This is a genomic window from Bacillus sp. LK2, assembly GCF_001043575.1.
Taxonomy (GTDB): Bacteria; Bacillota; Bacilli; order Bacillales; family Bacillaceae_G; genus Bacillus_A; species Bacillus_A paramycoides.
This window is the reverse complement of record NZ_LDUK01000032.1, coordinates 33,771-48,488: the sequence shown is the minus strand read 5'-3', so window position 1 is coordinate 48,488 and position 14,718 is coordinate 33,771. Positions and strand designations below refer to the sequence as shown.

Annotated in this window: 13 protein-coding genes; 7 read left to right on the top strand and 6 right to left on the bottom strand. The window is 33.7% G+C overall.

Annotated elements, in window-relative coordinates:
• The first annotated feature begins 159 nt into the window (after positions 1-159).
• Together VK90_RS18710 and VK90_RS18705 are read left to right on the top strand one after the other, a co-directional pair.
• A complete protein-coding gene (locus VK90_RS18710) occupies positions 160-1,389 on the top strand; it encodes a helix-turn-helix domain-containing protein (RefSeq protein ID WP_002173941.1) in 1,230 nt (409 codons plus the stop codon).
• A gap of 523 nt (positions 1,390-1,912) precedes the next feature.
• Positions 1,913-2,242, top strand: coding sequence for a YolD-like family protein (locus VK90_RS18705; protein ID WP_048374387.1), 330 nt, complete (start codon positions 1,913-1,915; stop codon positions 2,240-2,242).
• Positions 2,243-2,510: 268 nt separating this feature from the next.
• Here the strand turns inward: VK90_RS18705 and VK90_RS18700 are convergent, their stop codons facing one another.
• Complete coding sequence (locus VK90_RS18700; RefSeq protein WP_048374386.1) at positions 2,511-4,460, bottom strand: ABC transporter permease; 1,950 nt, start codon at positions 4,458-4,460, stop codon at positions 2,511-2,513.
• Positions 4,447-5,217, bottom strand: a complete 771-nt coding sequence (locus VK90_RS18695) for an ABC transporter ATP-binding protein (protein WP_000859656.1) — start codon at positions 5,215-5,217, stop codon at positions 4,447-4,449. The genes VK90_RS18700 and VK90_RS18695 overlap by 14 nt, the downstream gene beginning before the upstream one ends.
• A gap of 305 nt (positions 5,218-5,522) precedes the next feature.
• Here VK90_RS18695 and VK90_RS18690 point away from each other — a divergent pair, with 305 nt between their 5' ends.
• Entirely contained in the window at positions 5,523-6,395 is an 873-nt protein-coding gene (locus tag VK90_RS18690; RefSeq protein WP_048374385.1) for an AraC family transcriptional regulator, read from the top strand.
• Positions 6,396-6,439: 44 nt separating this feature from the next.
• On the opposite strand, the gene VK90_RS18685 is transcribed toward VK90_RS18690, so the two are convergent.
• The 4 genes from VK90_RS18685 to VK90_RS18670 are packed head-to-tail and all read right to left on the bottom strand — an operon-like array spanning position 6,440 to position 8,676.
• On the bottom strand, positions 6,440-7,078 hold the full coding sequence (locus VK90_RS18685; RefSeq protein ID WP_048374384.1) for an SdpI family protein: 639 nt from the start codon (positions 7,076-7,078) through the stop codon (positions 6,440-6,442).
• A gap of 24 nt (positions 7,079-7,102) precedes the next feature.
• Complete coding sequence (locus tag VK90_RS18680; protein ID WP_048374383.1) at positions 7,103-7,738, bottom strand: SdpI family protein; 636 nt, start codon at positions 7,736-7,738, stop codon at positions 7,103-7,105.
• Between the two features lie 30 nt (positions 7,739-7,768).
• On the bottom strand, positions 7,769-8,407 hold the full coding sequence (locus VK90_RS18675; RefSeq protein ID WP_048374382.1) for an SdpI family protein: 639 nt from the start codon (positions 8,405-8,407) through the stop codon (positions 7,769-7,771).
• Positions 8,404-8,676 carry an autorepressor SdpR family transcription factor gene (locus VK90_RS18670; protein WP_048374381.1) on the bottom strand — a complete coding sequence of 91 codons (273 nt, stop codon included), beginning with the start codon at positions 8,674-8,676 and terminating at the stop codon, positions 8,404-8,406. Before VK90_RS18670 ends, VK90_RS18675 begins: the two co-directional genes overlap by 4 nt.
• Before the next feature lie 207 nt (positions 8,677-8,883).
• Between VK90_RS18670 and VK90_RS18665 the strand changes: the two genes are divergently transcribed.
• The 4 genes from VK90_RS18665 (at position 8,884) to VK90_RS18650 (ending at position 14,714) form a co-directional block, all read left to right on the top strand.
• The gene (locus VK90_RS18665) at positions 8,884-9,579 is read left to right on the top strand and encodes a response regulator transcription factor (RefSeq protein WP_002173952.1); all 696 of its coding nucleotides are present in this window, start codon (positions 8,884-8,886) and stop codon (positions 9,577-9,579) included.
• A 2-nt stretch (positions 9,580-9,581) separates the two neighbouring features.
• The gene (locus VK90_RS18660) at positions 9,582-10,604 is read left to right on the top strand and encodes a sensor histidine kinase (RefSeq protein WP_048374380.1); all 1,023 of its coding nucleotides are present in this window, start codon (positions 9,582-9,584) and stop codon (positions 10,602-10,604) included.
• Between the two features lie 94 nt (positions 10,605-10,698).
• Positions 10,699-12,669: an FtsX-like permease family protein gene (locus tag VK90_RS18655; protein WP_048374379.1), complete on the top strand. Its 1,971-nt coding sequence runs from the start codon at positions 10,699-10,701 to the stop codon at positions 12,667-12,669.
• A gap of 89 nt (positions 12,670-12,758) precedes the next feature.
• Positions 12,759-14,714 carry an FtsX-like permease family protein gene (locus VK90_RS18650; RefSeq protein ID WP_048374378.1) on the top strand — a complete coding sequence of 652 codons (1,956 nt, stop codon included), beginning with the start codon at positions 12,759-12,761 and terminating at the stop codon, positions 14,712-14,714.
• The last annotated feature ends 4 nt before the right edge of the window (positions 14,715-14,718 follow it).

Here is a 14,718-nt window from a genome sequence, read left to right as displayed (position 1 = left end):
TTATAAACATCCTTTTAGCCTTATAAACGAAACATTTTATATTTCTTATATTATAATTATTCCACCTTAAAAAATTTGTTTATTTGATATAATAGATGTTAAATGAAATTTTAATCGGTGGTGTTTTACAAACTACTTAAAAGGAGCAGATAGAAAATAATGAATAATTCCATCGACCTACAATACTTATGTGATCTTGTACATAGAACCTTTCATGTACCTGTTCAGTTTTTATCTACTAGCAAAAAAATTTTATATCAATCTACTTCTAATAATATTTACAGTCCCTTTTATTCTTCTAAAGAAGAACATCTTAGTGAACTTGATCAAGAGAACGCTCTTTGTAATTTTCCAATCTTCAAAGGAAATAAGTATCTTGAAAATTTCATTATAATTCATGTAACAAAACACGAACATATAAAAGGAACTATTATAATCGGTCCCACTACCTATCCAAAGGTATCAGATGAAATGGCTATCAAACTCATGGAAGATTTCAACTGTACCAAAAACATACAACAAGGGATAGATTACTATCAATTTCTACCTGAGATTAAAAAAAGTACTCTAATTGATATAAGCATTTGGTTGCATTACGTAATTTTCAATGAAAAATTAGATATAAGTATTGTTTGGGAAAAGAACAAAGTACTAGAGGACGTTTCTTATAAAATTGTAAATCCCGATTTATATATTTCAAAACGTCGTCGAAATGACCCTAAAAATTACAACATATCATTAGAACGTAATTTTTTTTCAGCAATCAAAGAAGGCGATAAAGAAAAAGTAATAAAATATGCGTATTCATTCCCACAAGAAGATGCGGCAATTTCATCAAAAGGAGACCAACTCAGAAACCAGAAAAATAATGGTATTATGGCAATTACTCTAGCTACTCGATATGCGATAGAGGGTAATCTTCCATCAGATATCGCTTTTCCACTTGGTACATTATATATCCAAACCATTGAAAAGCTAGATAACATGTACTCCGTAAATAGATTAATTGAAGATGCATTATGTACTTTTGCAGAACGCGTTAAAGAATATAGTAATCAAGCATATTCTAATTCAATAACTACATGCCTAAATCATATTCACAAACATATTTACGATGAAATATCTCTCAATGATCTTGCTAGCCTTTTAGATATTTCTCCTACTTATTTATCTAAGTTATTTAAAAAAGAAGTGGGCATCCCTTTAAGCGAATACATTCAAAGGGAAAGGGTAGAAGAGGCAAAAAAATTATTAACATTAACGACATATCCATTATCAGATATTTGTGCTTGGCTTAATTTTAATGATCAAAGTTATTTCACAAGAGTTTTCAAAAAAATCACTAGTATGACTCCTAGACAATATCGCGAAAATCATACCGTAATATAAAAGCGCTTTCTTAACACTAGGTGAGATAGGTATAATACTAGCTCACCTACATACAGAATCCATCAATTCAATTTATCCCGTCATTTGCGAGTGGTAATACCCTCACCTCAAAATTGGTCGAATTGTTACTTCCTAGGTTGGTAAATATACAATTCGATTTGATACTCTTTCTATTTTTACGTGCCTTTATTCTCCTTGATCCAAATTTTCAATATTAATCCTAATAAATTTCTATCCTCTTCAAAAAAGTACAATAATGACAAATAAATTACTATAAATAAGTTGATAAATTTGGTAATTTTTTAATGCTAAGTAAATTAACAATAAAACTAATTCCACATAATTTCTTTGTTATATAAATTTTAAAGCTAAAATATCTTCCAAAATAGGCTGCTTATACAATGTATTCAGTTCCAGAAAATAAGAAATTTAGCATTCAAATTATCGGTAATATCTATTTCTAGTAACTGTTCTTCCTAGGTCAGAAAGATACAGAAAACATAGCGTTAGGAGAATATGAAGTATGGATAGCGCAAATATATCAAAAGATAGAGACACATTGAAATTAGCTCAAATGACTATTATGTCTAGAAAGCCTGCTGGCACACACAAGTGTATTAAAGAAATACTAAACATCTCACCACAAAATGATAGAGAGAGGATTGAAGATTATCTATTACGCTCATTCATTTCAGAAAAGGAAATATTGATTACTTATTATGAAGATGGTTATTTTCCTACAAGTTACATGACTGTAATTGAAATGAATCCTGTGAAGTGTTCTGTAATATGCATAGATGCCTTTGACCATAAACATACTTTTAATTTTATTGACATAATTGATGCCCTTTGATTGTGTCAATAAAATCTAGGCTATTCCCATCAAATATAATTTATATCACTTCACTTATACCTTCTTAGCGGTCTAGTCAGAATAAGAGGCTTATGTTTCAAATCCGTATTTTTCTTAAATTTTATTTTATTCATACAAACTTATCTCTCACTGGCGCTTACTAAAACAAAAAATAACCATTCACCTAAGTAAAAAGAATTAGGTAAATGGCTATTTTTCTATTTTTTATTATCGTTTAATAAAGCAACAATCTGATAACTATCACCTATTACTTCGCACTCACAATCTTATAATAAGAGCGAACTGTTAAGAAGTAATATCCGATATAAATGACACCGTATACTCCAATACTAATTAGGAGCGGAATCATAATTTCAAATGGTAGTAAGTTGGCTAAACCTTTTAGTGCAAATAGGCTGTGTAAAATTCCGATTACTAACGGAATCGCAAAGATAAAGCTTACTTGTTTTGCAATTGCTTTTTTCATCTCTTGTTTCGTTACACCGACTTTACGAAGTACGACGTAACGCTCACGGTCAGCATTTGCTTCAGTTAATTGTTTAAAGTAAATGATAGAACCTGTTGCTAGTAAGAATACAAGTCCTAAGAACATTCCAATGAACATCATTAGGCCCGTTCCTTCAAGCCCTATGTGGAAGCCAGTGTAGAAGTCTCTAAATGGTGGTACCATTTCTGATTCACCAGCTGGCATCACTTTTGTTAATTTTTCTGTTAATACTTTACTGTTTCTTTCATCTTTTACATCAATATTTTTTACAACGCGTGTTCCAAATGCTTGCTTCGCTTGTTCGTACATTTCATCTGAAACGACAACAACTAGTTCACCTAAGTTCGTAATTGCAGTATTATTTACACCTTGAATCGTTAATGTCTTCGTTTCATTTCCAATTTGGAAGACCGCTTTATTTCCTTTATATTGAGGGCTAAATTCATATCCTTCAATATAAGAACTATCATAGATAAATGCTTCGCCAGTGGCTACATTTACTGTTTCTGCATCGATTTTTTTAGCAAGTTTATTAAATTCTGACTGAGACATAAACTGATATTTCTCTGAGATTCTGTAGTTCATATTAAAAATGAAATCAACTTTATCTCCTTCAAACTTCCCTTTTACGGGAACCATCTCAATTTCAAATTGATCTTTTACAGGGTGATTTGCTTTCTCTTCGGCAAAAATCGCATTTACTTTCTTATCTAGCTCTGCATCTTTTTTCTCATAAGAATAACTGTACGGCGCAACTGCTTTTGATTGCGTAAATGTGTTGTAATACATCGTAACTGACGTACCAACCGCTGTTAATGTCACCGCACTTAAAATAGAAATTGTCGCAAGTGACTTTGCATTTCCTTTAATACGATATAGTAACTGTGACGTTGTTACCATATTCATCCCGTTATAAAACGATGATTTATTATTTCTTGCACGTTTCAATACAAATACTGTAAAGAACATAAATAATAAGTACGTACCTAATACTGTCGCAAGTAAAATATAAAGTGCGACTACCATAAAATCTGCATACTTAAGTGCCTTCATATACATTAATGCTAAGAAATAACCTGAACCAATTAAGAAAACTGAAATTAATGCCATAATGACTGATCCTTTTGGCATTGCTTCTCCTTCACGTTCTGCACGGAAAAGTTCGATTAACTTAAATCGGTAAATTAAACGGTACCCTTGAAGTGATGTATACAATATAATCACAAAGAAAATAATTGCTGTATCAACAATTGCAGCCATCGGTACTTCAAAATGAACATTTAAATTTAATCCCATCATACTTACTAGTAGTTCAAGGAATAGTTTTGAAAGGACGCTACCAATCGCAATCCCGATAATTAAAGACATTAATCCCATTAACATATTTTCATAAAACAGCATTTTACCAATCTGTCTTTTACGAATACCTAATAAGGAATATAATCCAACTTCTTTTTTACGCTTCCGTGTAAAGAATCCGTTTGAATATATAATAAACACTGCTACGAAAATAATAAGCATGACACTCGAAACTTGGAATGCCCCGCTAATTTTTTTAGAACCTTCTGCGGCTTTTTCCATTTGCGAATTGTACTGCAGTGCTTTAAATGTAAAGTAAATTACAATACTAAAAATCATAGATGCAAAATATACAAAGTAGTCTTTAAAGTTCCGCTGTATGTTGCGGAGGGCAATGCTAGATAAGGTCATCAGCCATACCTCCAGAAATGGAAGACATTACGTCAACGACTTTTTGGAAGAACTGTTTACGTGTTGATTCACCACGATGCAATTCTTTATATAACTCACCATCTTTAATGAAAATAACTCGTTTACAATAACTTGCCGCAAACGCATCGTGCGTTACCATTAAGATTGTAGAGTTATCATATTCATTTAACGACTTCATACTTTCTAATAAATCTGTCGCTGATTTAGAATCAAGCGCTCCAGTCGGCTCGTCCCCAAAGATCATACTAGGATTTGTAACGATCGCACGTGATGCCGCGCAGCGCTGCTTCTGTCCACCAGATACTTGATATGGGAACTGACTTAAAATATGATCAATACCGAACTTCTTCGAGATTTCAAGAACGCGGCGATCAATCTCACTCGCTTTCACCTTTGATAACGCAAGAGGTAACGCAATATTCTCTTTCACCGTTAACGTATCTAATAAGTTATAATCTTGGAAAATGAATCCTAAATGATCACGGCGAAATAACGCTAACTTATCATCGTTCATCTTCACGATATCTTTTCCATCAATTAAAATTTCACCGTTCGTCGCATTATCAATTGTAGAAAGAACATTTAGTAGAGTCGTCTTACCCGAACCAGAAGGTCCCATAATTCCAACGAACTCACCTTCTTTTACTTGTAAGTTAATACCTTTTAACGCTGCAAATTTATTACCACCTGTGTCATACACTTTTTCAATATTTTTTGCCTCTAACACTGTTTTCATCTCGACATCCCTCATTTCTTCTATTCTCTATTTTCAACTATATACACTCTCTACTCTTGCCACTATCGATGTTTCTTACACAAACATGACAGTTATGTAAGGCACATAAGTAAAGAGATAAAAATTTTACCTAATGAACGAAAGTACTTTGTTACTATAACATTGGGATATCATTCCATCCATTCATTCTCCTTACAGGAACATTACATTTTTGTAAGGTTAAAAATGCCCCTACAAAGTTGTGCATGAAATGTCGGATGGAGCTTTTTCGTTCCTGCTATTCTATTTACAAAGGAGGTCATGTAATGGATTCACTTAAAAATATGAATGCGGCAATGCAATATATTGAAGACAACCTTACACACGAAATTGATTTTAAGGAAGTCGCAAGAATAGCTTTCTGCTCCGAATATCATTTCAAAAGAATGTTTTCTTTTCTAGCTGGCATATCACTATCGGAATATATTCGCTGTCGACGTCTTACTCTTGCGGCCTTTGAACTAAAAGATAGCGATGTAAAAGTCATCGATGTCGCTATAAAATATGGATACAACTCACCAGATTCTTTTTCACGTGCATTTCAAAATTTGCACGGAATAACGCCATCAGAAGCTCGAAATACTAGCCATTCTTTGAAAGCTTATTCACCAATGACCTTCCAGCTATCGATTAAAGGAGGAAAAGAAATGAACTATCGAATTGAAGACAAAGGTCCATTTCGAATCATTGGTATACAAAAACGAGTACCGATTGTTTTTACTGGTGTAAATGAAGAAATTGCTTCTATGTGGAAAAGTTTAAATCCAGAGTCTATTCAAACGTTAAAAATGCTTTCAAATGTAGAACCAAGTGGAATCATTAGTGCCTCTACTAACTTTTCTGAAGGAAGAATGGAGGAAAAAGGCGAGCTTGACCACTATATTGGAGTAGCTAGCGTGGAAGATTGTCCAAAGCAATTCAAACAACTTGAAGTTGCTGCTTCAACGTGGGCTATATTTGAAGCTGTCGGTCCATTTCCTGATGCATTGCAAAATGTATGGGGACGTATTTATTCTGAATGGTTCCCTTCTTCAAACTATGAACTAGCCGAAGGGCCGGAAATATTGTGGAATGAACAGAAAGATACATCTTCTCCAAACTTTAAAAGTGAAATTTGGATACCGGTTTTGAAGAAGTGATAAAAAATAAAGCTGCTTTTCCATGAAAGGAAAGCAGCTTTTATTTACATTTTTAGTTCTTTTTTATAAATACTATATGACTTTATCGTTGATACGAGAATGCATATTAATATGATTCCAATCCCTACAAAGATATTGAATGGATCTGGCAGTAACGCTCCCGCATATATACAAAGTGCTCCTATCACAAATACCTTCGAAGCAAATCTATGTGTTTTTCTCCAAACTACAGGATTTTCTAATGTCCAGTCCATTCGAATACCTACTAAACCGTTCGGCTTCGTTTGTTGCATGTAATTACCCAGTACAAGAAACAACGTTCCAAGTCCGAAATTAAAGGCGATTGAGCCTGAAGCAATATAATTAGATGCAGCTAAGAGCGCAAATATATTACATCCGAACCCTATAAAAAGAATGGCATAGTTAATTGCAGAGAGGACTTTAGCTTGCTGTTTATACTTACCTTTCGTTACATCAATATACCCCATAGCTAGCCATATCAAATATAGCAACACCATACTACCTATTGAAAATGAACTCGCCTCTACTTTAGAAAAATATCCATCTACTATTCCTGCCGCATTATAATGGCGCGGAATTTGTTCCGGTAAATTCGGCCATACAATATACCATCCAATTGCAATTGCAACAATTAAACTCCATGGTAATACGTGTCTTTTCATCCTCTCTCCCCCATAAATTTTTTATTAAGCCCCTATCTCTTTCTTATAAGCAACATAGGAATATCCCATCGTTAGTACTACTGCCCCAATAATAATTCCAACTATTAAGAAAGATTTCCATGCTGCTGGTGCAAAAATACTTAAAATCATAATAACTCCTAATACAACAAACACCTTTCCACTAAAACGGTGCGTTTTTCTCCACACTTCTTCGTTACTTAATGTCCACGGTGTTTTTATACCTACAAAGTAATTTGGTTTGCACTGTGGTAAATAGTTTCCCATGACTATAAATAAAAGACCAACAATAATATACGGTGTACTATTCATCGGAATTTCGTAACCTAATCCTACTCCAATTACAAGCATATTTACTAAAAATAATACTACTAGTACGCTATAATTCATTATCGTATAACTTTTAGAAAATTTATCGTAGTTCTTTTTCTTAGGATCAATCTTTGGGGTAATTGTTAATAAAATATAAACAAAAATCATAATTCCAAATGTCAACAGCATTGCATTAAACCTTGAAGCAAAGCCATTCACACCTTCAGTTCCCCAATGAATTGCCATAGTATCCGGTAAATTCGGCCATGCATATGCCCAAGCTAGACCAGTTATAAGAATCAATATAATTGCAAAAATATGCTTTTTCATTCGCTCTCCTCCACAAGTGTATATTGTCTATTAAGCTCCTATTTCTTTCTTATAAACAACATATGAATACACCGTCGTACCAACAACCAATACAGCAACAACACTTAACAAACTAATCATTTTCCACATTCCTGGTAGAAAGGCCGAGAACATGATTACAATACCGCCAATCATCATAATCTTTGATCCTAACCTATGTGTTTTTCTCCACACTTCTTCACTACTTAACGTCCAAGGTGTTTTAATTCCCATGAAGAAATTTGGTTTGCATTGCTGCATATAATTGCCGAGTACAATAAAAAGAATACCAATCATTATGTTCATAACGATTCCAATTGGAATGTTGTATCCTAAAGCATTTGCTAGTGTCATCATATTAAGGGCAAATAAGAAAAATAAGATGGCGCCATTTATCATTGCAAATGCTTTAGGAAATTTTTTATAATTCTCGTACTTCGGATCTATCTTAGGCAATAAAGTCAATAATGCATATATGAACCCCATAATCGCTACATCAAAAATCATCATTCCCATTTTTGACATATGCCCGTCTACCTCACCAGCAATATTCCAATGACTCGGAACCTCTCCCGGTAAATAAGGCCATGCAATGCACCATACAATAATCGTTAAAGCAATTAACAATAACGGAAATATATGCTTCCTCATTTCCCCTCTGCCCCCTTATTCGTAAACGTAAACACCCAAGTTAATAAATCTTGAAATACAGTTGTGTTTAAAGAATACACAACGAATTGCCCTCTCTTTTCATCTTGAATAAGTTCAGCATTTTTAAGCGCACTTAAATGATGTGAAATACTCGGTTTAGTCATATTGAAATGTTCAGCGATCTCACCAGCGGTTAAATCACCTTCTTTTAATAAATCTAAAATTTTTCGCCTTGTTGGGTCTGCTAATGCTTTAAATGCTTGATTCAATGTCTTTCTTCCTTTCAATAATTAGACATTTAGATATTTATCTAAATGTTAAAATGATTTCAGTTAATTGTCAATTATATATAAGGCCCTTTTTACTTTTTCCACTTTTGACCTATACTGTTTACTAGCTTATATTTCAACATAATGAAAAGACTTGAAACACATGATACACTATAGCTACAATTGTTTTTTAGGAGGAATATACATATGTATAAAATTTTAATCGTTGAAGACGATCCAAATATTTCAACATTACTACAATCTCACATTCAAAAATATGGCTATGATGCTGTTGTTGCGGAGAACTTCGATGATATTATGGAATCGTTTAACGCAGTGAAGCCACATCTTGTTTTACTTGATGTAAATTTACCGAAATTCGATGGATTCTACTGGTGCCGTCAAATTCGTCATGAATCGACTTGTCCAATTATTTTCATTTCGGCACGTGCAGGTGAAATGGAACAAATTATGGCGATTGAAAGCGGTGCGGATGATTACATTACGAAGCCGTTCCACTACGACGTTGTAATGGCAAAAATTAAAGGGCAATTACGTCGTATTTACGGTGATTATGCACCAAATATTTCTGAGCGTATCGTTGAAGTAGAAGGGCTAAAATTATTCCCTGAGCGTCCAGAAATTCATTTTGGATCTGAACAAGTTCTTTTAACAAAGAAAGAAGCTATTTTAGCAGAAATGCTATTATCTAAATTCCCACGTACAGCAAGTCGCGAAGATTTACTAGCCGCTCTTTGGGATGATGAAAGCTTCGTTGAGGAAAATACATTAAACGTAAACATCACGCGTCTTCGTAAAAAGTTCAATGAGCTTGGTATTGAAAATGCTATTGAAACAGTACGTGGACTTGGGTATCGTTTTAACGCAACTTGGAGTGAATAAGCATGAAGCTATTTTTACGTGATCATTTTGCATTTTTTCTACTATATGTATTAAACTTCGGAATTATTTTCGTTCTCTATGATGCAGTAGATGGATTTCAAAATAATAAGTTTTACTTCATCGTTTTAAGCCTATACTTATTTATCTGTTTCCTCGCTTATCGTTACGTTCGTAACCGTAGAATGTATCACAGATTAAGTGAACCACCAGAAAAAATGGAAGATGCGTTTATTGAAAGAGCGACTGCTCCTATGCCCCACAGTGTAAACGAGCTCGTTCGTACGCAATATCGTCTATTCCAAAAAGACTTACAAGCATTCGAAGTAAAACAGCAAGAGCACCAATTATTTATTAACCATTGGGTACATCAAATGAAAACGCCTGTTTCTGTCATGCAACTTATGGTACTTGAAATGGAAGATGAACATTTAATCCCGAAATTTAAAAAAGAGTTAGAACGACTAAATCAAGGACTCGATATGGCTTTATACATGGCGAGATTAAATAATTTCCATGAAGACTTCCACGTTGAGACGATTTCATTAAAAGATACTGTAACAAAAAATATTAACGGATTAAAAGAGCTATTCATTCGAAATGGCGTCTTCCCCGTTTTAGAAGTTCATTCAGATTTAAAGGTTGCTTCTGATGCGAAATGGCTAAAGTTCATCATTTATCAGTTAATGACAAATGCCGTTCGCTATTCTGGTGAACGCGGAAAGAAAGTTTTCTTATCAGCTTATCGAAATGGAAAAGATATTATTTTGGAAGTTCGTGACGAAGGCGTCGGTATTCCGCAAGAAGATGTTCGAAGAGTGTTTGAACCATTTTACACTGGAAAAAATGGTCGTACATTCGGAGAATCTACTGGTATGGGACTTTATATCGTAAGTAAAATTTGTGATTATTTAGGTCATTCCGTGAAACTAGACTCTGAAGTTGGTAAAGGAACGACGATTAAAATCATCTTCCACAACGCTGCAAATAATCAAGCAGAAAATACAGAGAAGGTGACCGAAGCATGATCATAACATATGCTAGCAAAATGTATGAGAACTTACTCTCATACATTTTTTGCAATGAAACTACATATTTGCCCTCTAAACGGAGGTACATATTATGACGTTTTGGCAATTTGCATTTAAAAATGTAACGCGTAACTCAAGAGCTTACTTTGCCTACTTTTTAAGCAGTTCCTTTTCAATTGCAGTTTTCTTTTCATTTGCTGTTTATTTATTTCACCCGAAATTGCAAAATTTCAGCATGATCTCTGAGATTTCAGGCTTAATGATTTTTTCAGAAGTTGTCATTGTACTGTTCTCTTTCTTCTTTTTACTATATTCAATCGGATCGTTTTTAAAAGTTCGTAAAAAACAATTTGGTATTTTAACCGTTTTAGGTATATCGAAAAAGCAATTACATCGTCTCGTTTTTACGGAAAATATGTTAATTGGTATTTTATCTATCTTTTTCGGCATGCAGTTTGGGCTTGTCTTTTCGCAATTTTTCTTATTAGTAACAGCGAAACTTACGCACGTACCAGGGATATATTTATATTGGCCTACAAATGCTTTCATTTTAACGACAATTGTTTTCCTTGGTCTTTTTATCGTTGTATCTGCATTCACACCGATGCTCGTTCGAACAAAAAAATCGGTACATCTTTTAAAAGCAAATGGCGGGAAACAAAAAGAACGAAAGCCATCCATACTCATTTCTCTATTTGGTGCTGTATGTTTATTAGGTGGCTACGCTTTAGCGAGCAAACCAATATATTTCGTATCATTAAGCCCGCAAATAGGGATGGTTTATATGCTTTCCAGTATTTTTGTCATTCCGGCACTCGTTTCAATCGGAACGTATTTCTTCTTTTCACAAATTAGTTTCTTGCTCATTCATATTTTGAAAAAGAGACGAAAATTTTATATGAAGCGTATTAATATGCTTTGGATTTCTGATTTAGCTAGCCGCATTCGATCAAATATTAATATGCTTTTCGTTGTAGCAATGCTATCTACGATTGCTTTTACGATGATTACTTTTTTATATGGATTCGGGAAGTTTATGAAACTTGATGTTGAACGAAATTCACCATTCGCATTTTCTTATTTCTCATATGATGCGAATCCTTTTACTTCCCCGCACTTAAATTGGCTAGAAAAACAATTACAAGATGGGAAATTTTCTTACGATAAAATTAAAGTAGATTTATATGCTACACCTGTAAAAGCTGAAAACGGTATAGAAACTTATGATGACACGTATGCCATAAAGCAAAGTGACTATAATAAGCTCGCTACTTCATTACAATTAAAACAACTATTTATGAATGATAATGAAACATATATATTATCTGGAACAGCATATTTCCCATTGTTTAGTGCATTCGATCAAAATTACACAAGCACACACATTACACTCGCTAACACAAATAATAAGCTACAAGTAAAAGGATTTGAGATAAATAATGCGCTTCCAGCTACTTTTGCGTACGAAACGTTAGTATTATCTGATTCTGCCGTTAACAATTTACAAAATAACACGAGACATATAACAGCCTATAATTACAACGTGGAAAACTGGGAAAATACATATGCTATTGCTGATGAGTTTGTAAAACGAGCTGATAAAGACCGTGCCAGTATCGAGCACGAAGGAGCTCTCATTCGTATTTTCGAAGCCAGCAACTCCCTATATAGAATCAAATCTGGAAGTGCTTCCTACTTCCTCATTGGTACGTTCCTTGGGATTATTTTCTTTATTGGTGCTGGTAGTGTATTGTACTTCCGAATGTATACAGATTTAACAAACGAGCAAGAGAAGTATGTAACGATTACGAAGATCGGCTTAACAGAATCCGAAATGAAGCGTTCAGCGACCATTCAACTCGGAATTTTATTTTTCGTTCCATACATTATGGCTTCTATTCATACGATGTTTGCGACAAAGATGTTGCAAGATGTAATTAATTTATCATTGTTCGCTGAAATTACAGTTGTGCTTGTAATTTTTGGAACGATTGAGATTATCTTTTTCCTATTAATTCGATCATTCTATATGCAAAAGTTATCGCAACATATTAAGTTTTAAATAATAAAAAGGTAAGCTTTATGAAAGGAGTATGAAGGAACCTCTCCCCATACTCCTTTCACGTTAACTCTATTAGGAGGTCTAGGTGAATGACATTTTGGCAATTTGCCTTTAAAAACGTAACGCGGAACGCCAGAGCTTATTTCGCCTATTTTGTAAGCAGTGCGTTTTCCATCGCAATTTTTTTCTCATTTGCAGTTTATTTATTTCATCCGAAATTGCATATGACAGACGTTAATTATGCTCTTAACATATTAATGACGATTTCAGAAGTTGTCATTGTATTCTTTTCATTTTTCTTTTTACTATATTCGATCGGGACATTTTTGAAGGTACGAAAAAAGCAATTTGGAATTTTAACAGTACTTGGCATATCTCCAAAGCAGTTAAAAAGGCTCGTATTTATAGAAAACATGCTAATTGGTGCCCTTTCCATATTTTTCGGCATTCAACTCGGACTTGTCTTCTCACAGTTTTTTCTATTAATTACCGCCAAAGTTACACATGTACCTGGTCTATATTTATATTGGCCTACAAGTGCTATTATTTTAACGACAATAATCTTTCTCGGACTCTTTATTCTCGTATCGTCCTTTACACCGATGCTGATCCGTACGAGAAAAGCTGTACGACTTTTAAAAGAAGGTAAACAACATAAAGAAAGAAAAGCATCCGTACTCATCTCTCTATTTGGTACGATATGTTTAATATCTGGATATGTATTAGCAGCAAATCCGCTCTACTTTATATCACTCGGAGATATAGTTGGGATTTTGTACGCCACCACTAGTATATTTGTCATTCCATCACTTATTGCAGCTGGGACATATTTTTTCTTTTCACAAATTAGCTTCTTACTCATTCGCATATTAAAGACGCGAAGAAAGTTTTATATGAAACGTATTAATATGCTCTGGATTTCTGATTTAGCAACGCGAATTCGGACAAACATTAACATGCTCTTTATAGTAGCGATGCTATCGACGCTCGCTTTTACAATGATTACATTCTTATATGGGTTTGGGAAATTCACAAAGTTTGATGAAATAAGGCAAAACCCTTTCCCTTTTACTTATTTATCACATACTGAAAATACGTTAGCTGATGAACATTTAAATTGGTTAGAACAAAAATTCAATGAAGAGCAATTTACTTATGAGAAATTTAAAACGGATATATATGAAGTTTCATCAGGAGAAGAAGTTCCACATCTCTATTATGCAATTAAACAAAGTGATTATAATATACTTGCTAAAGCATTAAATTGGGAAACGCTCACCGTAAGTAATAATGAGTCTTATATCCTTATTAAAGATATAGATGATCAATTCATTGGAACAATTTTTGATCAAGAAAAGAAAAATACTCTTACACTTACTCAAAACTCTTTACCGCTACAAGTAAAAGAATATAAAAGTTATAACCCTTTCCCAAATAGCCTAATATCCCAATTACTCGTACTATCTGATGAAAATGTAGAAGCCTTATCAACCGTTTCAAAACAGATGAGTGTATATAGCTTTAAAGTTAAGGATTGGGAAAAAGCGCATAACATCGGTTCAGCATTTACAACAAAAATTAAAAAAGATAATGAAGCTATCCAAGCAGAACATCCACCGTTCCATGCAAGTGAAGCGAGCGACTCTCTATACAAGACAAAACTAAATGCCGCTTCGTTCTTCTTAATTGGCACTTTCCTTGGTGTAATTTTCTTTATCGGAGCTGGCAGTGTTCTTTACTTCCGTATGTATACAGATTTAACAAATGAGCAAGAAAAGTATATAACTGTTACAAAAATTGGTTTAACAGAAACTGAGATGAAACAGTCCGCAACAATTCAACTTGCGATTCTTTTCTTTGTTCCTTACATTATGGCATCCATCCATACGATGTTTGCGACAAAGATGTTGCAAGAAATATTAAATCTATCATTATTCGCTGAGATTACGGTTGTACTTGTAATCTTTGGAACGGTTGAAATTCTCTTTTTCCTTTTAATTCGTTCCTTTTATATGCAAAAATTATCACAACATATTAAGTTTTAAAGAA